Annotated in this window: 24 protein-coding genes; 15 read left to right on the top strand and 9 right to left on the bottom strand. The window is 62.7% G+C overall.

Annotated elements, in window-relative coordinates; genetic code table 11:
- Positions 1–4: 4 nt before the first annotated feature.
- The 3 genes from V8352_RS03280 to V8352_RS03270 form a co-directional block, all read right to left on the bottom strand.
- Positions 5–910, bottom strand: coding sequence for a branched-chain amino acid ABC transporter permease (locus tag V8352_RS03280; protein WP_336422826.1), 906 nt, complete (start codon positions 908–910; stop codon positions 5–7).
- A 181-nt stretch (positions 911–1091) separates the two neighbouring features.
- Positions 1092–2378, bottom strand: a complete 1287-nt coding sequence (locus tag V8352_RS03275; protein ID WP_336422825.1) for an ABC transporter substrate-binding protein — start codon at positions 2376–2378, stop codon at positions 1092–1094.
- Between the two features lie 64 nt (positions 2379–2442).
- The gene (locus V8352_RS03270) at positions 2443–3405 is read right to left on the bottom strand and encodes a cyclase family protein (RefSeq protein ID WP_336422824.1); all 963 of its coding nucleotides are present in this window, start codon (positions 3403–3405) and stop codon (positions 2443–2445) included.
- A 214-nt stretch (positions 3406–3619) separates the two neighbouring features.
- Here V8352_RS03270 and V8352_RS03265 point away from each other — a divergent pair, with 214 nt between their 5' ends.
- The 9 genes from V8352_RS03265 (at position 3620) to V8352_RS03225 (ending at position 12881) form a co-directional block, all read left to right on the top strand.
- Positions 3620–4744, top strand: a complete 1125-nt coding sequence (locus tag V8352_RS03265) for a zinc-dependent alcohol dehydrogenase family protein (protein ID WP_336422823.1) — start codon at positions 3620–3622, stop codon at positions 4742–4744.
- A 75-nt stretch (positions 4745–4819) separates the two neighbouring features.
- On the top strand, positions 4820–5755 hold the full coding sequence (locus V8352_RS03260; RefSeq protein ID WP_336422822.1) for a LysR family transcriptional regulator: 936 nt from the start codon (positions 4820–4822) through the stop codon (positions 5753–5755).
- A 92-nt stretch (positions 5756–5847) separates the two neighbouring features.
- Entirely contained in the window at positions 5848–7020 is a 1173-nt protein-coding gene (locus tag V8352_RS03255) for an acyl-CoA dehydrogenase family protein (RefSeq protein ID WP_336422821.1), read from the top strand.
- The gene (locus V8352_RS03250) at positions 7017–8306 is read left to right on the top strand and encodes an MmgE/PrpD family protein (RefSeq protein WP_336422820.1); all 1290 of its coding nucleotides are present in this window, start codon (positions 7017–7019) and stop codon (positions 8304–8306) included. The genes V8352_RS03255 and V8352_RS03250 overlap by 4 nt, the downstream gene beginning before the upstream one ends.
- Entirely contained in the window at positions 8303–9136 is an 834-nt protein-coding gene (locus tag V8352_RS03245) for an FAS1-like dehydratase domain-containing protein (protein ID WP_336422819.1), read from the top strand. Before V8352_RS03250 ends, V8352_RS03245 begins: the two co-directional genes overlap by 4 nt.
- 123 nt (positions 9137–9259) lie before the next feature.
- Positions 9260–10162 carry a metal ABC transporter substrate-binding protein gene (locus tag V8352_RS03240; RefSeq protein WP_442970949.1) on the top strand — a complete coding sequence of 301 codons (903 nt, stop codon included), beginning with the start codon at positions 9260–9262 and terminating at the stop codon, positions 10160–10162.
- 60 nt (positions 10163–10222) lie between these two features.
- Complete coding sequence (locus V8352_RS03235; protein WP_442970943.1) at positions 10223–11143, top strand: manganese/iron ABC transporter ATP-binding protein; 921 nt, start codon at positions 10223–10225, stop codon at positions 11141–11143.
- Positions 11140–12039: a metal ABC transporter permease gene (locus V8352_RS03230; RefSeq protein ID WP_336422818.1), complete on the top strand. Its 900-nt coding sequence runs from the start codon at positions 11140–11142 to the stop codon at positions 12037–12039. The genes V8352_RS03235 and V8352_RS03230 overlap by 4 nt, the downstream gene beginning before the upstream one ends.
- Positions 12036–12881 carry a metal ABC transporter permease gene (locus tag V8352_RS03225; RefSeq protein WP_336422817.1) on the top strand — a complete coding sequence of 282 codons (846 nt, stop codon included), beginning with the start codon at positions 12036–12038 and terminating at the stop codon, positions 12879–12881. Before V8352_RS03230 ends, V8352_RS03225 begins: the two co-directional genes overlap by 4 nt.
- Before the next feature lie 130 nt (positions 12882–13011).
- Here the strand turns inward: V8352_RS03225 and V8352_RS03220 are convergent, their stop codons facing one another.
- Together V8352_RS03220 and greA are read right to left on the bottom strand one after the other, a co-directional pair.
- A complete protein-coding gene (locus tag V8352_RS03220; RefSeq protein ID WP_442970942.1) occupies positions 13012–14073 on the bottom strand; it encodes a hypothetical protein in 1062 nt (353 codons plus the stop codon).
- A 13-nt stretch (positions 14074–14086) separates the two neighbouring features.
- Positions 14087–14557: a transcription elongation factor GreA gene (greA, locus tag V8352_RS03215; protein ID WP_336422815.1), complete on the bottom strand. Its 471-nt coding sequence runs from the start codon at positions 14555–14557 to the stop codon at positions 14087–14089.
- 256 nt (positions 14558–14813) lie between these two features.
- Here greA and V8352_RS03210 point away from each other — a divergent pair, with 256 nt between their 5' ends.
- The 3 genes from V8352_RS03210 (at position 14814) to V8352_RS03200 (ending at position 19223) form a co-directional block, all read left to right on the top strand.
- Positions 14814–16463: an electron transfer flavoprotein-ubiquinone oxidoreductase gene (locus tag V8352_RS03210; protein WP_336422814.1), complete on the top strand. Its 1650-nt coding sequence runs from the start codon at positions 14814–14816 to the stop codon at positions 16461–16463.
- A 236-nt stretch (positions 16464–16699) separates the two neighbouring features.
- The gene (locus V8352_RS03205; RefSeq protein ID WP_442970948.1) at positions 16700–18367 is read left to right on the top strand and encodes a tetratricopeptide repeat protein; all 1668 of its coding nucleotides are present in this window, start codon (positions 16700–16702) and stop codon (positions 18365–18367) included.
- A gap of 22 nt (positions 18368–18389) precedes the next feature.
- A complete protein-coding gene (locus tag V8352_RS03200; RefSeq protein ID WP_336422986.1) occupies positions 18390–19223 on the top strand; it encodes a 4-(cytidine 5'-diphospho)-2-C-methyl-D-erythritol kinase in 834 nt (277 codons plus the stop codon).
- Between the two features lie 13 nt (positions 19224–19236).
- On the opposite strand, the gene V8352_RS03195 is transcribed toward V8352_RS03200, so the two are convergent.
- The gene (locus tag V8352_RS03195; RefSeq protein WP_336422812.1) at positions 19237–20232 is read right to left on the bottom strand and encodes a polyprenyl synthetase family protein; all 996 of its coding nucleotides are present in this window, start codon (positions 20230–20232) and stop codon (positions 19237–19239) included.
- A gap of 61 nt (positions 20233–20293) precedes the next feature.
- Here V8352_RS03195 and V8352_RS03190 point away from each other — a divergent pair, with 61 nt between their 5' ends.
- Complete coding sequence (locus V8352_RS03190) at positions 20294–20515, top strand: putative signal transducing protein (protein WP_336422811.1); 222 nt, start codon at positions 20294–20296, stop codon at positions 20513–20515.
- Positions 20516–20676: 161 nt separating this feature from the next.
- The gene (locus V8352_RS03185) at positions 20677–20844 is read left to right on the top strand and encodes a YdcH family protein (RefSeq protein WP_336422810.1); all 168 of its coding nucleotides are present in this window, start codon (positions 20677–20679) and stop codon (positions 20842–20844) included.
- A gap of 74 nt (positions 20845–20918) precedes the next feature.
- On the opposite strand, the gene phbB is transcribed toward V8352_RS03185, so the two are convergent.
- The 3 genes from phbB to V8352_RS03170 all read right to left on the bottom strand — a co-directional run bounded on the left by phbB (position 20919) and on the right by V8352_RS03170 (position 23912).
- Positions 20919–21641, bottom strand: a complete 723-nt coding sequence (gene phbB / locus V8352_RS03180; RefSeq protein ID WP_336422809.1) for an acetoacetyl-CoA reductase — start codon at positions 21639–21641, stop codon at positions 20919–20921.
- Positions 21642–21850: 209 nt separating this feature from the next.
- The gene (locus V8352_RS03175) at positions 21851–23026 is read right to left on the bottom strand and encodes an acetyl-CoA C-acetyltransferase (protein ID WP_336422808.1); all 1176 of its coding nucleotides are present in this window, start codon (positions 23024–23026) and stop codon (positions 21851–21853) included.
- 142 nt (positions 23027–23168) lie between these two features.
- Complete coding sequence (locus tag V8352_RS03170) at positions 23169–23912, bottom strand: EAL domain-containing protein (protein WP_336422807.1); 744 nt, start codon at positions 23910–23912, stop codon at positions 23169–23171.
- 203 nt (positions 23913–24115) lie between these two features.
- Here V8352_RS03170 and V8352_RS03165 point away from each other — a divergent pair, with 203 nt between their 5' ends.
- Positions 24116–24694 carry a DNA-3-methyladenine glycosylase I gene (locus V8352_RS03165; protein ID WP_336422985.1) on the top strand — a complete coding sequence of 193 codons (579 nt, stop codon included), beginning with the start codon at positions 24116–24118 and terminating at the stop codon, positions 24692–24694.
- Positions 24695–24857: the final 163 nt, after the last annotated feature.

Raw genomic sequence — 24857 nt, 5'->3', positions numbered from 1 at the left:
CCCCTTAAATCTTGCGTGCCGACGGGCTGCCAAAGAGCCCTTCGGGGCGCACCAGCAACACGGCAACCATGATCAGATAAGGCACGAGAACTTGCGTCTCGGGCCAGACATAGACCGCGAAGGACCGCCCCAGACCGATGAGCAGCGCGGTCAAGGCCGCACCCTCGATCTGGCCGAGGCCAGCGGTGGCAACCACGGCAAAGCTGAGCACGATCATATCCGCGCCGATACCCGGCAGGATGGAGGTGGTCGGCGAGGCCAGCGCGCCGCCAAGGCCCGCAAGGCCGGCACCCACGATGAAGGTCAGAAGGAACACCTTGTCGGCATCAATGCCGATCGCCTGAGCCGCCTCGCGGTCCTCGGTGGTGGCCGTGATCAGCTTGCCCGCAACCGTCCGCCGCAAGAAATACCGAAGCCCAAGAAGAAGGCCGACCGCTACAAGCGGCAGCAAGATGAGCTGGTAGACTGTGTAATTGACTGAAAACACCTGCACGTTGCCCATCAGCTGCAACGCTGTCGACTGGAAGATCGGCTGCGTTCCCCAGACGAGGCGCTGCACATCTTCGAGGATCATGAAGATCGCGAAGGTCACAAGCAGCTGCAGAACTTCGGGCTTGTGATAGATGCGGCGCAAGAGCAGCCACTCCAGCGGGCCGCCCAGAACGACGCCGATCAGGATGGCCGAGACCAACATGCAGGGAAAGGCCAAGACGGGCGGCAATCCGGCCGACACGATAAAGGTCGTGAGCGAGGCCGTGAGATACGCGCCGACGGCATAGAGCGAGCCATGCGCGACATTGAGGATGCGCATCACCCCAAAGATCAGCGTCAGGCCGACGGCGACAATAAAGACGAGCGCCGCGTAGGCGATACCGTCGAACAAGGCGAGGAGGAACAAGGTAAGGTTCATGAGGGTCCACACTGTTTCATGGCGGCAAGGATGGTGGCGGCGAAAAAGACAAGGTCAGGCTCAGGCCCGAGGGTGCCAGCGTGGCAGTCGGCCGTCCGAGGATGGGCGCGATTCGCTAGCTGGTGGTGGCGCAAACGGGGCCTTCGACTAGCGAAGGCCCCGCTGCAAGTTCTTCGGTCGATCAGTTCTCGTAGGTATCGACGGTCAGCCCATCAAGCCATTCCTGATCGAGCGTGCCAACCCAAGAAACGGATTCCTCGCCAACAGGCGTGGTCAGCTCGTCACCATCGAAGATCATGATGTTCTCAAGCGTGGCAAAAGGAAGCTCGCCGCCCTGAACGGACATGCCCAGAAGCTGTGCCTCGATACCCTGGTTGTCCTCACGGATCGTCACCGGACGGCCCAGACCCTGGAATTCCAACCCGGCCATCGCCTCGATCACCTGGTCCTCGCTGGGCCAGTTGCCATCATTCGCCTCGGCAGCCTTGTCGTAGGCAGCCTTCATCGCGGCGATGCCCTGGCTCATGTGAAAGACGGGGTAGATCGCCTTGGAGCCGGTCTTTTCCTCGAACTTGGCCATGAACGACTTGAAGTCCTCGTCATCGCGGCGCTCGGGGTGGTTCCAGTAGTGATCGCCGCGCGCGCCGACGATGTGGCCCGATGGCAGGCTGGATCCCAAACGCTCGAGCGAGCTTTCCGCGAGGGGCAGAACGAAGGTCGAGCTGTTGGTCAGGCCGCGCTGCGAGGCTTGCTGAACGAAGGTGTCCAGATCGCCGCCCCAGCTGGTCGACAGGATGATGTCGGGCTGCAATGCCTGAAGGCGCGAGATTTCGGTCGAAAAGTCGGGCGAGCCGAATTTCGGAAAGAACTCGCCGACGACTTCCACATCGGGACGCAGCGCCTTCAGCGCGGCACTGAAGATGTCCCAGCTGTCACGGCCCCAGGCATAGTCCTGGTTGACGACGGCAATGGTCTCGAAATCGGGCATGGTCTTGAGCAGGTAGGCAACCGTCGCCAGCATCTCGGTGCCGGCATGGGCCTGGCTGCGGAAGACGTAGTTGTAGTCATCCTCTTCAAAGATGGTCTGCGTGCCGCAGTCCCACATGATGTTGATGACTTCGAGGTCTTCCGCCAGCGGGGCAATCGTCTTGCAGTTGCCCGACGAAATGGCCGCCAGCATCACATCGGCGCCATTCTCGACAAGGCGGCGATATTCGGTCGTCAGCACCTCGGTGCCCGCGCCCTCGTCGATGAAGGTCAGCTCGAGCGGAACGCCCTGAATGCCACCATCTGCGTTGATGTCTTCGGCCAGGATTTCCGCCGCGTCCTTGGCGGGAACGCCAAACACGGAGGCCGGGCCCGTCAAAAAGCCCGTAACGCCGACTTGCAGCGCGTCTGGCTTGTCCTGCGCGAATGCCGCCAGCGGCATGGCTGCGCAGGCCGCAGTAGCCATAAGCAGTTTTTTCATTGGTTTTTCTCCCCTTTTTTGGTGTGTTGGCCGCCGCAGAACACTGCGGCGGCCCGATAGACGATCAACGGATCGCGATCGGATTGATGATCATCTGGACCGCGCCCTTGATGCGGGCCTGCCCCAGAACGAACAGGAATTCATGGACGCCGTCCTGCGCCAATTCGCGCGTGTCCATGTTCTCCAGAATGTAGATGCCATGCTCGGGTTGCAGGATCTGGTGCGCGCGGAAGGCTTGCCCCTCTTCCTCGGCGGGCACGACTTCCATGCCCCAGGTGTCCGCGCCCACGGCCATCACCCCCAGCGAGGCGAGATATTCTGCTCCGCTGACGCCCACGCCCGGCTCGGCAGCGGCAAAGCGCTCGGGATCGGGCGCATCGCCATCCAAGAGGTCCATCCAGTTGGAATGGAACAGCACGACATCGCCCTCACCGATCGTGACGCCTTGCGCCTCGGCGGCGGCCTTGATGTCTTCTTCGGTGTAGGGTGTGCCCTCTTCGACCATGTCGACATCAAAATGCGCGGTCATGTCCAGCAGGACGCCGCGCCCGACAAGGCCCGGCAACTTCTCGAGGCCCAGCTTGGTCAGACCGGCGGCATCCGCAAACTCATGGTCGGAATGGCCGTTGTAATACATGTGATCGATTCCGGAATGGCCCAGACCGTCGATCTGCGGGCCGATGCCCAGCCATCCCATGAAGATATCGTCATTGTAGGTGAATGCATTCTCACCCAATCCGCTCGTTGAAACCTGATTGGGTTGCAGAACGGTCACGGACAGGCTGCGCGGCGGAAAGGCGGGCGTATCGCTGTCCACGATCATGCCAAGGCTATAGACCTTGCCCGTCGTGACCAACTCGGCTGCATCCTTGACCCGCTCGGGCGTCATCGTGTTGGCGGAACCGATCTCATCATCGGGGCCCCACTGCGACTTCGTCCACTCGGGCTTCTCCGCGTCCTGAGCAAAAGCTCCGGCGCCCAAGCATGTGACCAAGGCCGCGACCGCTACTTTTCGTGAAATAGACATCATCACTCCTCCTCCCAAAGGTATGACCGGCCTCAGCATAAGCACGATCAGCGTGCCACGACTAATAGTTTGTGCCTTGCTCCGCCATATCATAAACCTATACCTCTTGGAGTCGCCAGCCCTTTTGTAATTGCCCAAGGCGAGGCAAGACTAGGGCCAGAGACATATCGCCCCGCACCCCAAGTGCGCCGGGCGCGACATTGGGAGAGGTCACATGAAAATCACCGCAGCCGTGCTGATGCGCGATGGAATCACCGAAAATTTTGCCAAGGAGGCCCCGCTGGAGGTGCGGGAGGTCGACCTGGCCCCTCCGGGACGTGGCGAGGTGCTGATCCGCATGGGCGCGGCGGGCGTGTGCCACTCCGACTTGTCGGTCATCAACGGCACCCGCCCCCGCCCCCTGCCCATGGCACTGGGCCATGAGGCCTCGGGATATGTCGAAGAGGTCGGCGCGGGAGTCGATGATCTGGCGCCCGGTGACCATGTCGTGTGCATCTTTGCCCCCGGCTGCCGCATCTGCACGCCCTGTGCCGAGGGGCGCCCCGCCCTGTGCGAGCGCGCGGCCAAGCATCACGGCGTGGGCGAGCTGATGACCGGCGCGCGGCGCCTGTCGATGGACGGCGACACGATCAACCACCACGTCGGTGTGTCGGCTTTCGCCACCCATGCGGTGATGGACCGCCGCTCGCTCGTCAAGGTCGAGCATGACCTGCCCGCGCACGTATCCGCCTTGTTTTCCTGCGCAATGCTGACCGGAGCGGGCGCGATATTCAACACGGCGCGCATCCTGCCGGGCCAGACGGTGGCGGTCATCGGCCTTGGCGGCGTGGGCCTGTCGGCGGTGCTGGGGGCAGCGGCGGCTGGCGCGGGGCGCGTCATCGCCATCGACCCCTTCGAGTCGAAAATGGAGGCGGCTCGCACCATGGGCGCAACCGACTGCATCAAGGCGGACGAGAATACAATTCAAGCCGTGCACGACCTGACCAACGGCGGCGTCGACTGCGCGGTCGAACTCGCAGGTTCGGTCAAGGCGCTGGAGACGGCTTATGAGATCACCCGGCGCGGCGGCCTGACCGTGACGGCGGGCCTGCCGCACCCCGATCAGCGCATGGCCCTGCCCGCGCTGAAACTGGTGGCTGAGGAGCGCACCCTCAAGGGCAGCTACATCGGGTCTTGCGTGCCGCAACGCGACCTGCCGCGCATGTTCGCCCTCTACGAGCAAGGCAAGCTGCCGGTCGAGAAGATGTTGAGCCACCGTGTCCGGCTGGATGAGATCAACGTTGCGATGGACAGGCTGAACGACGGCACTGCGATCCGCCAGATCGTCGACTTCAGCTAAACCTCGGCCCCGGCTCGCTTGACAAACCCATAGGCAACCCCTTTAGCTGACCCCTCTACCACCAAGGGGCTGCCTATGGATATCCGCCAACTTCGCTACTTCATCGCCATCGCCGAAGCGCCGTCCCTCTCGGTCGCGGCCAGCACATTGGGCGTGGCGCAGCCATCGCTGTCGCAGAACGTGGTGCGCATGGAGGAAGAACTGGGTGTGCGCCTGGTCGAGCGCAGCCCGCGCGGCACGGTTCTGACCGATGACGGCACGCTTTTTCTGAAGCACGCCCGCACGGTATGCGCCGCTTTTGAGGATTGCCTCGACGAGATGCGCGAGGCGGGCGGCGCCCTGCGCGGCAAGGTAGGCTTTGGCATGCCGCCCTCGGTGTCGATGGTCATGGCCGTCCCGCTGGCCGAAACGGTGCGCGTCGAATTCCCCGATCTTCGCCTGCAAGCCATCGAGGCGATGAGCGGCTATATCAAGACATGGATCGACGATGGCACGGTCGATATCGGGTTCATCTACGACCTCGCCAAGGCCGACCATTTCCGCACCATCCATGTGCTCAACGAGCGTTTGTTCTTTTTCTCGGCCCCGGACGCATGGCCGCTGGACACGCCCCCCGGCACGCCCGTGCGCCTGCGCGACCTGCAAAAGCTGGAACTGATCCTGCCCAGCCCGTCCCACGGCCTGCGCAAGACGATCGAGGATTATGCCCAGCCGCGCGGCGTTCAACTGAATGTCACGATCGAGATGGATGCGATGACCCAGATCAAGGAACTGGTGGCGCGCGGATCGGGCTACGCCATTTTTGCCCCCGCCGCCGCGCATGATTTCGTCGCGCGCGGCGATCTGGTCAAGGCGCCGATCTGCGAGCCGGACATGGTGCGCCCCGTCTATCTGGCGACCAATCCCGCCCGCAAGAGCAGCCGCGCCTGCCACGCCATTTCGCAAGTCACGCTGGACGTTGCCCGCGACCTAGTCGAGCGCGGCATCTGGGAGGGCGAACTGGAGACATAAGGTGCGCCGATAGCCGCCAGACGCCCGCCCTATTGGCCGATCCAGCCCCATTGCTTCACATATAGGCCAACAGAAGTTTTCGAGGTGAGCCCATGACATCCTTTCATCCGACAGCCGACTATCAGGACATCCGCGAAGGCGTGGCGGCCGTCTGCGCGCAATACCCCGGCAGCTATTGGCGCGATCTGGATGCGCGCCGTGCCTACCCGACCGAATTCGTGCAGGCGCTGATCCGCGAGGGATATCTGGGTGCGATGATTCCCGAGGAATACGGTGGCCTTGGGCTCAGCCTGACGGCGGGGTCCGTGATCCTTGAGGAAATTCATCGCAGCGGCGGCAACGCGGCGGCCTGCCACGCGCAGATGTACACGATGGGCACCGTCCTGCGCCACGGCAGCGACGCGCAAAAACAGCAGTATCTGCCCGGCATCGCCGATGGCTCGATTCGCCTGCAAGCCTTCGGGGTGACGGAACCGACCAGCGGCACCGATACCTTGGGACTCAAGACGACCGCCAAGCGCGATGGCGATGATTACATCGTCAATGGCCAGAAAATCTGGATTTCGCGGGCCGAGCATTCCGATCTGATGGTTCTGCTCGCCCGCACCACTCCGCGCGATGAGGTCCAATCGAAAACAGACGGCCTGTCGGTCTTTCTGATCGACCTGCGCGAGCTGCGCGGCAACGGTGTCGAGATCCGCCCGATCCGCACCATGATCAACCACGCCACGACCGAGATCTTCTTTGAAAACGCCCGCATCCCCGCCTCGAGCCTCGTCGGCGAAGAGGGCAAGGGATTTCGCTATATCCTGTCGGGCATGAATTCCGAGCGGATCCTGATTGCCGCCGAGTGCATCGGCGACGCCAAGTGGTTCCTCGAAAAGGGGTCGGATTATGCGCGCGAGCGCGTCGTCTTTGGCAAGCCGATCGGCGCCAATCAGGGCGTGCAGTTTCCGCTGGCCCGCGCCCACGCCCACATGATGGCTGCCGAAGCGATCGTCTATCGCGCCGCCGCGATGTATGATGCGGGCGAGAATCCCGGCGTCGAGGCGAACACCGCCAAGATGCTGGCCGCCGACGCCAGTTGGGAGGCCGCCGAGGCGTGCCTGCAAACGCATGGCGGCTTCGGCTTTGCCGAGGAATACGATGTAGAGCGCAAGTTCCGCGAGGCGCGACTTTACCAGGTCGCCCCCATCTCGACCAACCTGATCCTCTGCTTCATTGCCGAGCGTGTGCTGGGCCTGCCGAAGTCCTACGGCGTATGAGCGGCCTCGATCCCCTTCTCGATCTGGCCGCCTTGCCGGATCACGCCGTGCCCGAGGCCAGCCGGAGCATCGCGCATCTGTCGCTGATGGACTGGATGATGTGCGGCCGCGCAGGCGTGGCCGAGCCTGTGGCGGGTATCCTGCGCGGGCTGGCAACCTCGGAGGGCGGCGCGCCGCAAGCGGCGCTGCTGGGCGGGGGACGCGCCCCGGCGCGAATGGCCGCGCTCGTCAATGGCACCGCGTCCCATGCACTCGATTACGATGACACGCATTTCGCCCATGTCGGGCACCTCTCGGTCGGCATATATCCCGCCGCGATTGCCGTGGGCGAGCAAGCAGGCGCCAGCGCCGAGGCGATATCTGCCGCTTTTGCCGTCGGCGGCGAGGCGGCGATTCGCGTCGGTCTCGCGCTGGGGCGCGCGCATTACGAGCGCGGGTTCCACCAGACTGCCACCGCCGGCGCCTTTGGCGCGACCATCGCCGCGGGCCGCCTGATGGGTCTGGACCGCGCCCGGATGCGCGCCGCCATTGGCCTGTGTGCCACGCGCGCAACGGGCCTGCGCTGCCAGTTCGGCACGATGGGCAAGCCCTATAACGCCGGCGTCGCGGCCTCGGCGGGGGTCGAATGCGCACAACTCGCAAAGGCTGGCATGACCGCGCCAGATGACGGCCTCTTTGGGCAGAACGGCTATCTTGCCACCCACAGCGATGCGCCCGGCGACATCGCCGCGCCGGATGGCGCATGGCTGCTGGACGCGATGAAATACAAGCTGCACGCCTGCTGCCACGGCACTCACGCGATGATTGAGGCCCTGCGCGGCGCGGCCTTGGCCGATGTCGCAGCGGTTCATTTGCGCACCAACCCCAGGTGGCTGAGCGTTTGCGACATCAAGGTGCCACGCACCGGCCTTGAGGTAAAGTTCAGCTATGCGTGGCTGGCCGGCATGGCGCTGCGCGGGGATGCAACGGGCAGTGACCGTATCTATACGGATGCGCTGGCCGCCGACCCCGCGCTGGCCGAATTCGCCCGATCCGTCACGGTCACGGGCGACGCCGCGCTCAGCGATATGCAGGCGACGGGCGAGATCACGCTGAAGGATGGCCGCACACAGACGTTCGCCCACGATCTGGCCGCACCGATTGCGCCCGACGATCTGGCGCGCAGTCTGCGCGGCAAGGCGCAGGCGCTGCTGGGTGCGCCGGGCGCCGCGCTCTGCGATGCGCTGACCACTCTCGATGGTATGGCAGCCAGCGATCTGGCCGCACTCATGGAGGCCAAGGCGTGACCGACTATTCAGATTGGATCGGGCGCAGCACCGAGCGCGCGGACCCGGTGGCACCGCGCCTTCTGGCCGAGTATCGCGCCACTCTGGATGGCATGCTTGCACCTCTGGAAGTGCCCCCCGGCGTCGAGTTTTGCCTTGCGCCCGATATCTGCACCCCTGGCCTTCTGGGCCGCGACGGGCATCCCCGGACGGGGATATTCCTGCCCGATCTGCCCTTGCCGCGCCGGATGTGGGCCGGGGGCCGGATCGAGCGTCACGCTCCCCTTGGGGAGGGCGACCTGGTCACGCGCACCTCGACCATCGAGGATGTCACCTTCAAGACAGGCCGCAGTGGCCGCCTCGGATTTGTCACCGTGCGGCATCTCTACCAAGTGGACGGCACGAAGCGCATCGAAGAGCGGCAGGATATCGTCTACCGCGAGGACCCTGCCCCACAGCGGCCCGGCGCGCCGAAACCAAAGCTGCCCGAGGCAGAGCAATGGCCCGACGCCGAGGGTTGGGACATCACGACCAATCCGACGCTGCTTTTTCGCTATTCGGCGCTCACGTTCAACGGCCACCGCATTCATTATGACGCGCCCTACGCGCAGGGTGTCGAGGGCTATGATGGCCTTGTCGTTCACGGACCCATGCAGGCCATCTGGATGCAGAACCTTGCCGCCTCGATCATGGGCAACGCGCCCAGCGCCTTCGATTATCGCGGCACGGCGCCGCTGATCTGCGGCCAGCCGGTGCGCGTCGAAGCGTCCCAGACCGCCGATGGCCTCGCCCTGCGCGTGCGCCGTCTGCCGGACAATGCCGTCACGATGCAAGGCAGCGCGGCCCCCTGAACACGGCCATAACAGCCCCTGAGGCGCGCCCCGCACCCTTTCTGCGAATGATTATCATTTTACTTGCATCTTGCGAGTGCTTCGCATTTACATGGCCTCATGTTCACTCCCGATGAGGATCCAATGCGCCGCACCATCAACGCCCCACTGCGCGCCGCCCTGACGGTCTGGGCCATCCTTGGCGCCTCCACCGCTTTGGCAGATGACGCCCCAATGAAGGTCGTCACGACCTTTACCATCTTGCAGGACATGGCCGCGAATGTTGCCGGGGACGCCGCCGAAGTCGTCTCGATCACCAAGCCGGGGGCCGAGGTCCACGGCTATCAGCCAACCCCGCAGGACATCGTGCGCGCCTCGGACGCGGACCTGATCCTTTACAACGGCCTCAATCTCGAGCTGTGGTTCGAGCAGTTCTTGCGCAATCTGGGCGACATTCCCTCGGCAACCCTGTCCGATGGCCTCGACCCGATTTCGATCTCGAGCGGCTCCTACGAGGGCATGGCCAACCCCCACGGCTGGATGGGCCTCGACAACGCGCTGCTCTATATCGACAATATTGCCGCCGCCTTCGCCGAGCATGACCCCGAAAACGCGGCCACCTACGCCTCCAATGCAGAGACGTATCAACAGCAGATCACGCGCGCCGTGCAGCCCCTGCGCGAACGGATCGCCCGCATTCCCGAAGAGGACCGCTGGCTGGTCACCTGCGAGGGCGCGTTCAGCTATCTTGCGCGCGACTTCGACCTCAAGGAGCTGTATCTATGGCCGATGAACGCCGACCAGATCGGCACGCCCCAACAGGTGCGCAAGGTCATCGACGGCGTGCGCGAGAACGCGATCCCCGTCGTTTTCTGCGAAAGCACCGTTAACACCGATCCCGCGCAGCAAGTCGCACGCGAGACCGGCGCGCTCTATGGCGGTGTTCTTTATGTCGACAGCCTCAGCGGCCCGGACGGCCCTGTGCCCACGTATCTCGACCTCTTGCGCGTCAATGCTGAAACCATCGCAGACAAGCTGGAGCCATAGGCGGACTATGCAGCGGGGCCTTATGCGCTACCTCATGCCATGAACAACTCAAGGTTACATATGACGGCGGAACAGACACGCTCGGGCGATGCCCAAGAGGGCAGCACAGAGCCCCCCATGGACGGCATCACCGCCACCGGCGTCACCGTGACCTACCGCAACGGCCATACGGCCCTGCGCGATGCCACGTTCCAGATCCCGCGCGGCACGATCACCGCCCTCGTTGGCGTCAATGGCGCGGGAAAGTCCACGCTTTTCAAGGCGATCATGGGGTTCGTGCCCGCCTCAAGCGGCCAGATCCGCCTTTTGGGCAAATCGGTCAAGGAGGCTCTTGCCGCCAACCTCGTCGCCTATGTGCCCCAGTCCGAAGAAGTCGACTGGGCCTTTCCGGTGCTGGTCGAGGACGTGGTGATGATGGGGCGCTATGGCCACATGGGCTTCTTGCGGCGCCCCCGCGCGGCCGACCGCGCCGCCGTGGACACCGCCCTGTCCCGCGTCGGGATGTCCGAGTTTCGCCACCGCCAGATCGGCGAATTGTCGGGCGGCCAGCGCAAGCGCGTCTTTCTCGCCCGCAGCCTCGCGCAGGACGGTCAGGTGATCCTGCTCGACGAGCCTTTCACCGGCGTCGACGTCAAGACCGAAGAGCAGATCGTCGCCCTTTTGCGCGAGCTGCGCGACGAGGGCCGCGTGATGCTGGTCTCGACGCATAACCTTGGCTCGGTGCCCGAATTCTGCGATCGCACCGTACTGGTCAAGGGCACCGTGCTGGCATACGGGCCGACCGATGAGGTCTTTACCCGCGACACCCTCGAAGAGGCGTTCGGCGGCGTGCTGCGCCACTTCACCTTGCGCGGAGACGAGTTGCATGAGGACGATGATCCGCGCGAATTGCGCATCATCACCGATGACGAGCGGCCCTTTGTCCATTATGGCGAACGCCGCAAGAAGGCCAAACCGGCCAAGGCAGGCGACGCCGAATGATCCAGACCCTGCTTGAGCCCTTTTCCTACAGCTACATGTTCAACGCGATGTGGGTCTCAGCGCTGACAGGGGGGGTCTGCGCGTTCCTGTCGTGCTACCTGATGCTCAAGGGGTGGTCCCTGATCGGCGACGCGCTGAGCCATTCGGTCGTGCCGGGCGTTGCCGGAGCCTTCATGCTGGGGCTGCCCTTCGCGCTTGGGGCATTCATCGCTGGCGGTCTGGCGGCGGGATCCATGCTGTTCCTGTCGGGGCGCTCGGGGCTCAAGATCGACGTCATCATCGGCATCATCTTCACCTCGTTCTTCGGGCTCGGCCTCTTCATGGTGTCGCTCTCGCCCATGTCGGTCAGCATCCAGACGATCATCATGGGCAATATTCTGGCCATCACGCCCGAGGATACGCTGCAACTGGCCATCATCGGCTTTGTCGCGCTGGCGGTGCTTCTGGCCAAATGGAAAGACCTCATGGTCGTCTTCTTCGATGAAAATCACGCGCGCACGATCGGCCTCAGGCCAGACCTGCTCAAGGCCGTCTTCTTCATCCTGCTGTCCGCTGCGGTCGTCGCCGCGATGATAACGGTCGGTGCGTTTCTGGTGATCGCGCTCGTCGTCACCCCCGGCGCCACGGCCTATCTGCTGTGCGACCGGTTCCCACGCCTCATCGTTGTGTCTGTCCTGATCGGCACACTCACCAGTTTTCTCGGCGCCTATGCCAGCTATTTCCTCGACGGCGCGACGGGCGGCATCATCGTGGTGCTGCAAACCGTGATCTTCCTCATCGCCTTCTTTTTCGCGCCCAAGCACGGGATGCTGGCCGCGCGGCGCAAGGCCGCCGGCGGCCGCGACGCGGTCCCTGACCATAGGGCGAGCGCACAGACCGGAAAGCTGCGCCCATGATCGACACGCTCCTCCTGCCGTTCCAGTTTCCCTTCATGCAGAACGCCTTCCTGATCGTGCTCCTTGTCGCGCCGCCCACGGCAATGCTCTCGTGCTTCATGGTGCTCAAGGGCTGGGCGCTGATGGGCGATGCCGTCAGTCACGCGACACTGCCGGGGATCGTACTGGCCTGGATGTTGGGTCTGCCGCTGATCGTGGGGGCGTTCGGCGCGGGCATGGCCTGCGCGCTGGCAACAGGGTATCTGTCGCACAACAGCCGGGTCAAGGAGGACACTGTGATGGGTGTCGTCTTCTCCGGCATGTTTGGCCTCGGGATCGTGATGTATACCTCGATCACCACGAACGAGCATCTCGATCATATCCTCTTCGGCAACATGCTGGGCGTTGGCCGCCCCGATCTCTGGACCTCGGGCCTGATCGCACTGGCCGTCACCGGCCTTCTCGCGCTGAAATGGCGCGATCTGCTGCTGCATGCATTCGATCCGGCACAGGCCAAGGCGTCAGGTCTGCGCACCGGAGTTCTCCATTACGCGCTGCTGACCGCGCTGTCGCTCTGCATCGTGGCCACGCTCAGCTCGGTCGGCTTGATCCTGGCCGTGGCGCTCCTGGTCACGCCCGGCGCGATCGCCTTCCTTCTGGTGCGCAGCTTTGGTCGGATGCTGTGGGTGTCGGTGCTGGTCTGCGTGGCCGCGATGCTGGGCGGCACCTATGTCAGCTTCTTTCTTGATTCCGCGCCCGCGGCCACTATCGTGTTGATGCTGACCGCGATCTTCATCGCCGCCTTTCTGCGGCGCATGGCGATCACCCGGCGCACCTCGCGCCTTGCCGCGCAAGAGGTATGAATGCCCAACATGAGCTATGCACTCGCCACACCTTTGGCTGATGCCTCAGCTCAAAGGCCGTAACGCCCCGGGCTTTCATTGTTCTTTAAATACTCACGCGCCCGGCCAGCAATCCGGCGCGCCGCCGGGCTTAGTCGAACGTGCCCGCAACCCGCCCGAGCAGCATGAAGGCGCGCGCCGTGCGCGTGTCGGACAGATCCGAGATGTCGCTGTCGCTGGCATCGTCGGCAAAGCTGCTGAACATCTGGTCGAAGCGGCGCAGAAAATGATGGGCGGCATCGCGGAAAATCGGATCGCTCTTCATCCGCGCCGCCGCCAGCGCCAAGGACGAGCGGTCGCGGATACCCCCCAGCGCCGCGATGGCGCGCCCGCGCGTGCCGCCGGCAAAGTTGCGCCAGGTCTCGGGCCGGGCCATATCCGGGCGCAAATCGTCCATATAGATCCCATCCTCGCTGAGCAGGGTCAGCACGTCTTGCGCCGCCTGGATCAACTGCGCCGTGGGCCGGTCCTTGAGCGCACGGCGCAGTGCGGCAAATCCCTCCTTGTCCTCGGCCGTCTCGGGGAAATTCAGCGCGCGAATGAAATCCGCGCGATCCAGCGGCGGGCGCAGATCCTCGGCCTGCGTGCCCAGAGGCAGCGACACCTGCGCATCATCGCTTGGCGCAGGCTGCACTGGCACGGCAGCCCGGCGCGGCGGCTGACTGGTGGTTGCCATGGGCCGGATCGACGAGAATGTGGCCATCGCCGCCTCGGTCTTGCGTTGCGCAGCGGCAATTTCGTCCAGCTTGCGTGCAACCGTCTTGTCGTCACTGCCCGGAGTATTCTGGTTCTGGCTCTGACTGATATAGGCCTGCCGAATGGCATCTATGGCCGCGTGCAGGCGCGCGCTCTCCTCGCGCATGATGCGCGCGGTGCGGGCCGCCGTGGCGGCGACCCAGATCATCGCGACCGGCAAGAAGATGACCAGCGCGATGACCAGAAACCCCAACGCGCCCTCGGCGCCGCCCAGCCCGAAGACTGCAAAGACCACAGCCGCCAGCGCCAGCCAAAGCACAGACAGCACCAGCGCGACCTTTTCAGGGGCCGACAGACTTGGGTCAGAAGGGGCAGCACCAGAGGGAGGCGACTTGCTGCCGGCTGCCACGGCCGTCTGGGCGCTCACCTTGCTGGTCGCTGAATTCGAGGGGGGCATCACCGGCGCCTTTTCAGATATACTGGATCTTCAGCACTTCGTAGGCACGGTCGCCGCCGGGGGTGTGCACCTCGACGCTGTCGCCCTCGTCCTTGCCGATCAGGGCACGGGCGATGGGCGATTTGATGTTCAGCAGGCCCTTTTCGATATTGGCCTCATGCTCGCCCACGATCTGCCAGGTCTTTTCCTCTTCCGTATCCTCATCGACCAGTGTCACGGTCGCGCCGAACTTGATCGCGCCCGACAGTTTCTTGGGATCAATCACCTCGGACAGGCCCAGTGCGCCTTCCAGTTCCTTGATCCGGCCTTCGATAAAGCTCTGCTTTTCGCGGGCGGAATGGTATTCGGCGTTCTCAGACAGATCGCCATGCTCGCGCGCCTCGGCGATGGCGCGGATGATGGCCGGACGCTCCACCGATTTCAGCTGCTTCAGCTCGGCATTGAGCGCATCGTAACCGCCACGTGTCATCGGTAGTTTGTCCATGATACTCCCTTATCGGCCGCGCGGTTCCTCCCTGCGCTGCCGCCTTTCGTCTTTGCTACCGCACAAGGATGACCTGAGCGCGCGGGGCTTTGCAATAGGGCATCCAACTTGGGCGCGCAATCGCATCGCGGGAGCGGCGAAATGCCGTTTTGCACCCGGGGGAGGTTCGTGTTTGATTTGACTATCCTTCGCGCGCCGCGTTAGGACTTCGCGGACGTGAAATGCCCGCACAGGGCCCTCAGATAAGGAACATCGGATGGCCGATCAGGCACGTGAGACAATGGAGTACGATGTGGTCATCGTCGGGGCTGGCCCCGCTGGCCTCTCGGCCGCGATCAGGCTCAAGCAGCTCGATGCCGATCTGGATGTCGTCGTGCTGGAAAAAGGCAGCGAGGTGGGCGCGCATATCCTTTCAGGCGCCGTGCTCGATCCTGTGGGCCTTGATCGCCTGATCCCCGACTGGAAGGCCAAGGGCGCTCCCCTGAATGTGCCGGTCACGGATGACAAGTTCTACCTTCTGGGCGAAGGCGGACAGGTGCGGATCCCCAACTTTCCGATGCCCAAGCTGATGAGCAATCATGGCAACTACATCGTCTCGATGGGCAATGTCTGCCGCTGGATGGCCGAACAGGCCGAAGAGCTGGGTGTCGAAATATTCCCCGGCATGTCCTGCTCGCAGCTCGTCTATGCGGAGGACGGCAGCATCAAGGGCGTCGTCGCGGGCGAGTTCGGCCGCAATCCCGATGGCACCGAGGGCCCCAACTACGAGCCGGGAATGGAGCTGCACGGCAAATATGTCTTCCTCGGTGAGGGCGTGCGCGGATCACTCTCCAAGGAGGTGATCGCCAAGTTCGATCTGGCCGCCGGGCACGAGCCGCAGAAATACGGCCTCGGCATGAAGGAAATCTGGGAAATCGACCCTGACAAGCATAGCGCGGGCAGCGTCACGCATACGATGGGCTGGCCGCTGGGCAAGAATGCGGGCGGCGGATCCTTCATCTATCATCTTGATAACAATCAGGTCTATGTCGGCTTTGTCGTCCACCTGAACTACAAGAACCCGTACCTCTATCCCTACATGGAGTTCCAGAAGTTCAAGCATCACCCGATGGTGGCCGAGCTTTTGAAGGGCGGCAAGCGTGTGGCCTATGGCGCCCGCGCCATCAGCGAGGGCGGCTATCAGTCGATGCCCAAGATGGTCGCACCGGGCGTGGCGCTGCTGGGCTGCTCGGTCGGTATGGTCAACGTGCCGCGCATCAAGGGCAACCATAACGCGATGCTCTCGGGAATGGCCGCTGCCGAAGCCGCTCATGCAGCGATCAAGGAAGGTCGAAGCAGTGACGAGTTGAACGACTACGAGACCGAGGTGCGCACGGGCGACATCGGCGACGATCTCAAGAAAGTTCGCAACGTCAAACCCTTGTGGTCCAAGCATGGCCTCATGGCCTCGCTCACCTTGGGCGGGATGGACATGTGGACCAACAGCTTCGGCTTTTCGCTGCTGGGCACGCTGGGCCACGGCAAAAGCGACGCCGAGGCGACCGAGCCGGCTGAGAAGCACAAGAAACTCGAATATCCCAAGCCTGACGGCAAGCTGAGCTTTGACAGACTGACGAATGTCAGCTTTTCGATGACCAACCATGAGGAAAACCAGCCCGCGCACCTCAAGCTCAAGGATCCCAGCCTCCCGGTCGAGGTGAACCTGCCGAAATATGCAGGCCCATCGGCGCGATATTGCCCGGCCGGCGTCTATGAGTTCATCGAGGAGGAGGGCAAGGCGCCGCGCTTCCAGATCAACTTCCAGAATTGCGTGCATTGCAAGACATGCGACATCAAGGACCCGTTACAAAACATTAATTGGACGGTGCCGCAGGGCGGCGACGGGCCGAATTATCCGAACATGTAGCGCCCCCTGAAGGGCCTGCACACACGCAGAAGTCATAAGCGGGCCCGCGCTGATGCGCTGGCCTGCATTGCCCTTGGGCTGGCGTCGCATTACGTTGCTCGCAACGATCACGAACCATCACATTAGGGGCAGCGCGCGTGACATTCCGATTTCTGACCATTCTGGCCCTCGCGGCCCCTACATACACCGCCCTGCCCGCCCAGGTCGCGGCTCAAACTATAGCGGCAGATGAGGTCATGGCCGAGGAGCTTGTGACCCAAGAGGCGTCCGGTCCCTACCTTGCCACGCGACAAGCGCGCTATGACAGCGACTTTGCGGCGGCGGCGAAATACGCGCTTGAGGCGCTTCGCACGGATACCGACAACCCCTTGCTGATGGAAAGCGCCGTTGGCGCCCTTCTGGCCACCGGCGAGATCGAGCGCGCCATTCCCGTTGCCCAGCGCATGGACGAGGCCGATGTTCGCAGCCAGGTCGCTCAGATGGTCCTCTTGGGCAATGACGTGATGGAGGGCGATTACGACGCCGTCATCGCCCGGATCGAGGCCGAGCAAGGGGTCGGGCCGCTGGCCGACGGCCTCATCAGCGCCTGGGCCACACTGGGCCAAGGCAACATGAGCGCGGCACTGGAGAAATTCGACACCATCGCCGCCGAGCCGGGGCTGCGCGGCCTTGCCATCTATCACAAGGCGCTGGCGCTGGCTTCGGTCGGTGACTTCGAGAGCGCGGACGATATCTATGCCGGCGAGAGCGACGGCCCCATGCAAACCACGCGCCGAAGCGTCATCGCCTGGGTCGAAGTGCTCAGCCAACTTGAGCGCCACGAGGATGCGATCGAGGTTCTCGACGAAACCTTCGGCAGCGATCCCGACCCGCAGATCGTCGATATGCGCGCCAAGCTGGAGGCGGGCGAGGCCCTGAACCTGGGCCGGATCGAGACGCCCGCGCAGGGCATCGGCGAGGTTTTTCTGTCGCTGGGCATGGCTCTCCTGCAGGACACCAGTCCTGATTATGTTTTGCTTTACAGCCGCATGGCCGAATTTCTGGATGACACGGATGTTGATGCCATCATCATGACCGGCGAGCTTCTGGAGCAACTCGGACGCTATGAATTGGCGACCGAGGCGTTCGCCCGCGTGCCGCGCGACGCCCCCGCCTATTACACAGCCGAGCTTGGGCGCGCCGAGGCGCTGCGCAGCTCCGGCGATCTGGAGGGGGCCATCGAGGTGGTGGCCAAACTGCGCGAGACGCATCCACAGGTCGCGCTGGTCCATGCCTCGGCGGGCGATCTCTACCGCCAGAACGAGGATTTTGCCAAGGCCGTCACGGCCTACGATGCGGCACTGGACCTTTATGCTGAAAGGGACGGAGACGAGCCTTGGTTCGTCTATTACTCCCGCGCGATAAGCTACGAGCGGCAAGGCATCTGGCCCGAAGCCGAGGCCGATTTTCGCCGCGCGCTGGAACTGAACCCCGATGAGCCGATGGTTCTGAATTATCTGGGTTACTCACTGGTCGAGCAACGCCAGAAGCTGGACGAGGCGTTGGACATGATCGAACGCGCCGTCGAGGCCGAGCCCAACAGCGGTGCTATTGTCGACAGCCTCGGCTGGGCACAATTCCGCCTTGGCAGGTATCAGGAGGCTGTCGTGACACTGGAACGCGCGGCCGAGCTTTATGCCGTCGACCCTGTGGTCAACGATCATCTGGGCGATGCCATGTGGGCCGTCGGGCGCACGACAGAGGCACGCTTTCAATGGCGCAGGGCGCTCTCGCTGATCAATGACGAAGGCCCGGCGCCGGATGTCGAGCCGGAGCGGATTCGCCGCAAACTGGAAGTCGGCCTGGATGTGGTTTTGGAAGAAGAGGGCGCCGAGCCCCTGAAAGTGAGCGGAAATGAAGGATGAGCACGCCCTGATGAATGATGACGTGATCGAAGTCTTTGCCCCGGCAAAGGTTAATCTGACTCTCCATGTCACCGGCCAGCGCGCTGACGGTTATCATACGCTCGATTCGCTGGTGATGTTTGCCGATATCGGCGACCGCATCAGCGCCCGCAGAGCCGATAGCACCAGCCTGACGCTGACCGGCCCGATGGCCGAGCGAACGCCACGCGGCGATGATAACTCGGTGATCCGCGCGGCGCGCCTGATGGGCGCCACTGCCGCCATCACATTGGACAAACGCCTGCCCGTGGCCGCCGGTATCGGCGGCGGATCAAGCGATGCCGCAGCGACCCTGCGCGCCCTCTCCAAGATGACGGGTCACGACATTCCCGAGGACCTGCAAGATCTTGGAGCCGATGCCTATATCTGCTGCGCGGCCCCCAGCGGTGCCGCCCGCATGGGCGGCATCGGCGAGAAGATCTCTCCCGCGCCCGGATTGCCCGAACTGCATGCCGTGCTGGTCAATCCGAACGTGCCCGTGATGACTGCCGAGGTGTTTCGCAACCTTGCCAAGCGTGACAATGCGCCGATGCCGGACATGCTGCCCAGCGACTGCGACGCGGGCGCGCTGATTTCGTGGCTCAACGGACAGCGCAACGACCTTCAGGAGGCCGCCATCGCGGCAGAGCCGGTGATCGAACAGATTTTTGGCGCGCTCAGCGTGACGCCGGGGTGCCTCTTGACGCGCATGTCCGGATCGGGCGCGACCTGCTTTGGCATCTACGGCGACGCCGAGACGGCGGCCTCGGCCGCAGGGCGCCTTCAGGAAAGTCATTCGGGCTGGTGGGTGGCCGCCACGCGTCTCAACGCAGTTTGAGCGCCGCGCGCGCTCAGGTGATGCGTGCGACCACGTAGTCCGACAGATCCGACAACATGCCGCGCACCGGATGATCCGGCAGAACGCTGAGCGCATCGGTCGCGCGCGCGGCCCAAGCCAGTGCATCAGCGCGCGCCGCATCCAGCGCGCTGTGTGATGCCATCACCTGCATCGCACGGTCCAGATCGCCCTCGTGCTGATCGCCCTGCTCGATCGTCCTGCGCCAGAACCCAAGCTCGTCTTCATTCGCCTGCGCAACCGCCTTGATAATCGGCAAGGTCAGCTTGCGTTCACGGAAATCATCCCCGACATTCTTGCCGGTCGCCGCCGTATCCCCTTGAAAATCCAGAAGATCATCAGTGATCTGAAAGGCGATGCCCAGCGCGTCACCATAATCGAAAAGGGCCTGCGTCTGATCATCGGGCGCGCCTGCAATTACACCGCCCACCTCGGTCGCCGCGGAAAATAGCGCCGCCGTCTTGCCCCGCACGACCTGAAGATAGATGTCCTCGGTCGTAGCCAGATCGCGCGCCGCGGTCAGTTGCAACACCTCACCCTCGGCAATCGTGGCCGATGCATTCGCCAGAATATCCAGCACGCGCAGATTGCCCGTCTCGACCATCAGCTGGAAAGAGCGTGAAAAGAGATAATCGCCGACAAGAATGCTGGATTTGTTGTCCCACAGCAGATTTGCCGTCGCCCTGCCCCGGCGCTGGCTGCTCTCATCCACGACATCGTCATGCAGGAGCGTGGCAGTATGAATGAATTCGACCGTTGCGGCCAGCTTCTCGTCATCCGTGCCGCGATAGCCACAGATATCGGCGGCCGCCAGTGTCAGCATCGGGCGCAAACGCTTGCCGCCGGCACCGACCAGATGCGCCGTCACCTCGGGAATGCGGGGGGCATGGCGCGATTCCATGCGCGCGCGGATCAATGCGCCGACGCTGTCCAGCTTGGCCTCGAACCGGGCAGCCAGCCGGTCATGCGGTTTGCTCGTTACCTGGTCCAAACCCCACCCATTCCATTTAACGCCGCTCGACAAAAGCGGCACATATGCCTAGATCGTTCTCATGAAACAGTTGCTGCGCACGACCGACATGTCCACCATCGCCTTCGCTCAGGCCCTGCTTCAGGGCGAGGGTATAGACTGCTTTGAAATGGACGTAAACATGAGCGTCCTCGAGGGTGGCATCGGCATATTTCCAAGGCGTTTGATGGTCCATCCGGATGATTGGGACGATGCCGCCGAGGCACTGCGCGACAACGGCATCGAGGTGCCGGACAGCACCTGAGCCGAAATGTCGCAGATGCGCGATGCCTTGTTTTTCGACATCTTTCATCAAGTTCTAAGCAAAATCTCGCCCCCATGCTGCGCCTGCGGCGTGACAGAACGCAATTTTTGTGCTGCACTCGTCCTGTTACAATTCGTACACAATCATAGAGGAGTGCTTTCATGAGTCTGGGTTCGCATATCGAGGAACTGAAGAAAAAACATCAGGACTTGTCGGCCAAAGTAGACCAAGCACAGCGCGCCCCCGGCGTCAGCACCCTTGATGTGGCACAAATGAAGAAAAAGAAATTGAAGCTGAAGGAAGAGATTGCCAGGCTTTCGGGCACCTGATTTTTTCTGACGACAAGGTATGCGAAGGGCCGGTGCAATGCGCACCGGCCCTTTTCTACATTCAAAGCGTGCGTTCAGACAAAGAACTGCGCACCATTCGCCGAAATTGTCGATCCGTTGACGAATTCCGATCCGTCGGCAGCAAGGAATGACACGCAGCGCGCGATTTCCTCTGGCTCACCCAGACGCCCGGTGGGGATCTGGCTGATGATGGATTCGCGCACTTTTTCCGGAACGGCCATGACCATCTCGGTCGCGATATAGCCGGGGCAGACTGCATTGGCCGTAATCCCTGCGCGCGCGCCCTCTTGGGCCAGTGACTTGACGATGCCAAGGTCACCCGCCTTGGTGGCCGCGTAGTTGACTTGGGCAAATTGTCCCTTTTGCCCGTTGATCGAGCTGATGACGATCACGCGGCCGAACTTGCGCTCGCGCATGCCGGGCCAGACCGGGTGCACGGTGTTAAAGACGCCGGTCAGATTCGTGTCGATCACCTGATGCCATTGCTCGGGGGTCATCTTGTGAAACGGTGCGTCCTTGGTGATCCCGGCATTTGCAACGACAATGTCGATTGGCCCCAGATCCGCCTCGACGCGCGCAATGCCTGCCGCGCTTTCCTCGTAGTCGGCGACGTTCCATTTGTAGGTGGCGATGCCCGTCTCTTCGGTAAAGGTCTTGGCCGCCTCGTCATTGCCTGCATAGGTCGCGGCGACGGTGCAACCATCCGCCTTCAGCTGCTTTGAAATCGCCGCGCCAATCCCGCGCGTGCCCCCCGTCACCAGTGCCGTTCTTGTCATTGTCTCGTCTCCTCCCATTCTGCGAAACCCTTCGGTCGCGTCCTCAATTCGCAATTTTATTACCCAAATACTAATATTTGGGAAATTTAACTGCTAGCGTCTATTTGGCAGATTAAACACTCACATAGCTTGTGCAAGCGCTGGCGACGAAAAAGGGCACCCGAATGGGTGCCCTTGTGCCGAATTGCCGATGTGGCGCCAAGCCGTATTCAGTCCCGCTCGACGCAGAGTGCAACGCCCATGCCACCGCCGATGCAGAGCGTGGCGAGGCCCTTCTTGGCGCCGCGGCGCTTCATCTCGAACAGCAATGTGTTCAGGACGCGGCAGCCCGACGCGCCGATGGGGTGGCCGATGGCGATGGCGCCGCCGTTGACGTTCACAATCGCCGGATCCCAGCCCATTTCCTTGTTGACCGCGCAGGCCTGCGCGGCAAACGCCTCGTTCGCCTCGACAAGGTCCAGATCATCCACGCTCCAGCCCGCCTTCTCCAGTGCCTTGCGGCTGGCATGAATCGGGCCCACGCCCATGATCGACGGATCGAGACCCGCTGTCGCGTAGCTGGCGATGCGGGCGAGCGGCTCGATACCACGCTTTTCCGCCTCGTCCGCGCTCATCAAGAGGGTCGCCGCCGCGCCGTCATTGATGCCGCTGGCATTTGCGGCCGTGACGCTGCCATCCTTGGAGAAGGCAGGGCGCATCTTCTGCATTGCCTCAATAGTCGCGCCGTGGCGGATATACTCATCCTTGTCGATCGTCGTCTCGCCCTTGCGCGTCTTGACGGTAAAGGAAATGATCTCGTCGTCGAACTTGCCACCCGTCTGCGCCGCCTCGGCCTTGTTCTGACTGGCGAGCGCGAATTCGTCCTGCGTCTCGCGGTTGATCTGCCACTGCTCGGCGACATTTTCAGCGGTCTGGCCCATGTGATACCCGTTGAAGGCATCCCACAGCCCGTCACGGATCATCGTGTCGATCATCGACATGTCGCCCATCTTTTGGCCCGCGCGCAGGTTCGCGGCATGCGGGCTGAGCGTCATGTTCTCCTGGCCGCCCGCGCAAATGATGGATGCATCGCCCAGCATGATGTGCTGTGCCCCCAGCGCCACGGCGCGAAGGCCCGACCCGCAAACCTGGTTGATGCTCCATGCGGCGCTTTCCTTGGGCAGGCCCGCATTGATATGCGCCTGGCGCGCCGGGTTCTGGCCCTGTGCGGCCGTCAGGACCTGGCCAAGAATCGTCTCAGATACCTCGCCCTTTTCGACTCCTGCGCGGGCGACGACAGCCTCGAGCACGGCGGCTCCCAGATCATGTGCGGGCGTGGTCGCGAATGCGCCCCCGAAAGAGCCGACAGCAGTGCGTGCGGCAGATGCGATAACGACTTTGGTCATAGGAGTTCCTCCACCATGGTGACAGCGGCCCCAACCTCACCGGACCGCCACTTGCAGATTTCATATCCCATGGACTGCACTGCGGCAACCTGCCCGATCATTCTCCGACTGCTGAATGCGTGGAGCATGCGCACGGCCTGCGTCAGGCGACGCCCCGGCGCGCTTCGGGTTGAAGCCAGACTGGCTTGACCGTTGGCGCGCCATAATAATAGCCCTGAAGGCAATCAATGCCGATTGCAGCCAAGTATTCCGCGTCATCCGCACGCTCGACGTTTTCAGCGACGGTGACCATATCGAACTGACGCCCGATCGTGGCCAGCGCCGTCGTCAGCACCTGATTGTCGGCATCCTGCGCAATACCGCGAATGAACTGGCCGTCGATCTTGAGAATGTCGAAATAGAAATCCTTGAGATACCGCAGCGACGTAAATCCGGCACCGAAGTCATCCAAGGCAAAGCTGACCCCGCGTTGCGACACTTCATTCATGAAGCCCGTGACCAGTTCGGGGACCAACATCGCCGAGCTTTCCGTGATCTCCAGTATCAGACGCTCGCCCACGGTCGGATGGGCATCGAGCCCCTTGTGGAGCGTGCGCATCCATCGTGAATACCCGATGGAGCGCGCCGACATGTTGATCGAGAGCCTGAGTTCGCTATGCATCGACAGTGTGCGCAGACCCTTTTCCAGCGCGAGGCAGTCAATGATCCGCCCCGTCTGGGTCGTTTCAATCGCACCGATGAACTCACGCGCAGGGATAATGCGCCCCGTCGCGTCCAGAACGCGGACCAACCCCTCGTAAAATGCGACGCGGTCGGCCTGACCGGTCGGCACGACAGGCTGAAAGGCCAGCATGACCTGTTTGTGACGCACCGCATCATCGACCATTTCGATGATCGATTTATCCCTTGCAGTAATGGCATATGACAACGGATCATGATGCCCGTGAGGCACATCCGCCCATTTCCCTATCTTCTGTTTTTCTGTGCGATGATCTGGCATGACTCGCTCCGATTGAAGTGTGCCTAACTTGCGCCTCATGCCCTAAGGAAGACTTAAGACGCATGGGTCCGATAGAGAGTATTGTTCATATGTGCCAACGCTGCGCCTGGGCTGGGCCCGAAGAAATCTACATCGACTATCACGACACCGAATGGGGCGTGCCTGAATGGGACAGTCGCGCCTTGTGGGAGAAGCTGATCCTAGATGGGTTTCAGGCCGGGCTATCCTGGATAACCATATTGAAAAAGCGGGATAACTTTCGTGCCGCTTTTGCCGGGTTCGACCCCGACATCATCGCCGAATGGGGCGAGGCGGACGTGGCGCGCCTGTTGGACGATCCCGGCATCATCCGCCACAGGGGCAAGATCGAGGCGACGATCACCAACGCCCGCGCTTGGCGCCAGATCGAAGACGAGGGCGGGTTTGATACGTTTTTATGGAGTTATGTCGGCGGCACGCCGCTCCAGAACGCGTGGCAAAGCCATGCCGATGTGCCGACGCACACCCCCCTTTCCACGGAAATCTCCAAGGAGTTGAAGCGGCGCGGGTTCAAATTCTGTGGTCCGACCATCGTCTATGCTTTCATGGAGGCCTGCGGGCTGGTCAACGATCACCTGACGACGTGCCATCGGCACGCACCTGTGGCCGCGATGGCCCCGCCCCGGTAACGACCCGCCTCTCAAAAGCGGCTGCATGGCCACAGTTCCGCCACAATCGCCAGTATTGTGCATATCCCATCCGGTGGCGCAACATATAGTCGCACCATACCGCTTGGGCGTATAACTTCCATTGAATAGAAGACTTTATTCGAAACAAGTCATGTGATACCTT

It is taken from the genome of Roseovarius sp. D0-M9 (assembly GCF_037083805.1).
GTDB lineage: Bacteria > Pseudomonadota > Alphaproteobacteria > Rhodobacterales > Rhodobacteraceae > Roseovarius.
This window is presented reverse-complemented; position numbering and strand designations above follow the sequence as displayed.

Excerpts from the sequence above, each read along its gene's own strand:
- V8352_RS03265 (WP_336422823.1), top strand. The coding sequence starts at position 3,620 with ATGAAAATCACCGCAGCCGTGCTGATGCGCGATGGAATCACCGAAAAT.
- greA (WP_336422815.1), bottom strand. The coding sequence starts at position 14,557 with ATGGACAAACTACCGATGACACGTGGCGGTTACGATGCGCTCAATGCC.
- V8352_RS03225 (WP_336422817.1), top strand. The coding sequence starts at position 12,036 with ATGATCGACACGCTCCTCCTGCCGTTCCAGTTTCCCTTCATGCAGAAC.
- V8352_RS03190 (WP_336422811.1), top strand. The coding sequence starts at position 20,294 with ATGAAACAGTTGCTGCGCACGACCGACATGTCCACCATCGCCTTCGCT.
- V8352_RS03240 (WP_442970949.1), top strand. The coding sequence starts at position 9,260 with ATGCGCCGCACCATCAACGCCCCACTGCGCGCCGCCCTGACGGTCTGG.
- V8352_RS03230 (WP_336422818.1), top strand. The coding sequence starts at position 11,140 with ATGATCCAGACCCTGCTTGAGCCCTTTTCCTACAGCTACATGTTCAAC.
- V8352_RS03260 (WP_336422822.1), top strand. The coding sequence starts at position 4,820 with ATGGATATCCGCCAACTTCGCTACTTCATCGCCATCGCCGAAGCGCCG.
- V8352_RS03205 (WP_442970948.1), top strand. The coding sequence starts at position 16,700 with ATGGCCGAGGAGCTTGTGACCCAAGAGGCGTCCGGTCCCTACCTTGCC.
- V8352_RS03170 (WP_336422807.1), bottom strand. The coding sequence starts at position 23,912 with ATGGTCGATGATGCGGTGCGTCACAAACAGGTCATGCTGGCCTTTCAG.
- V8352_RS03210 (WP_336422814.1), top strand. The coding sequence starts at position 14,814 with ATGGCCGATCAGGCACGTGAGACAATGGAGTACGATGTGGTCATCGTC.
- phbB (WP_336422809.1), bottom strand. The coding sequence starts at position 21,641 with ATGACAAGAACGGCACTGGTGACGGGGGGCACGCGCGGGATTGGCGCG.
- V8352_RS03280 (WP_336422826.1), bottom strand. The coding sequence starts at position 910 with ATGAACCTTACCTTGTTCCTCCTCGCCTTGTTCGACGGTATCGCCTAC.
- V8352_RS03220 (WP_442970942.1), bottom strand. The coding sequence starts at position 14,073 with ATGCCCCCCTCGAATTCAGCGACCAGCAAGGTGAGCGCCCAGACGGCC.
- V8352_RS03270 (WP_336422824.1), bottom strand. The coding sequence starts at position 3,405 with ATGTCTATTTCACGAAAAGTAGCGGTCGCGGCCTTGGTCACATGCTTG.
- V8352_RS03250 (WP_336422820.1), top strand. The coding sequence starts at position 7,017 with ATGAGCGGCCTCGATCCCCTTCTCGATCTGGCCGCCTTGCCGGATCAC.
- V8352_RS03235 (WP_442970943.1), top strand. The coding sequence starts at position 10,223 with ATGACGGCGGAACAGACACGCTCGGGCGATGCCCAAGAGGGCAGCACA.
- V8352_RS03165 (WP_336422985.1), top strand. The coding sequence starts at position 24,116 with ATGTGCCAACGCTGCGCCTGGGCTGGGCCCGAAGAAATCTACATCGAC.
- V8352_RS03175 (WP_336422808.1), bottom strand. The coding sequence starts at position 23,026 with ATGACCAAAGTCGTTATCGCATCTGCCGCACGCACTGCTGTCGGCTCT.
- V8352_RS03255 (WP_336422821.1), top strand. The coding sequence starts at position 5,848 with ATGACATCCTTTCATCCGACAGCCGACTATCAGGACATCCGCGAAGGC.
- V8352_RS03275 (WP_336422825.1), bottom strand. The coding sequence starts at position 2,378 with ATGAAAAAACTGCTTATGGCTACTGCGGCCTGCGCAGCCATGCCGCTG.
- V8352_RS03185 (WP_336422810.1), top strand. The coding sequence starts at position 20,677 with ATGAGTCTGGGTTCGCATATCGAGGAACTGAAGAAAAAACATCAGGAC.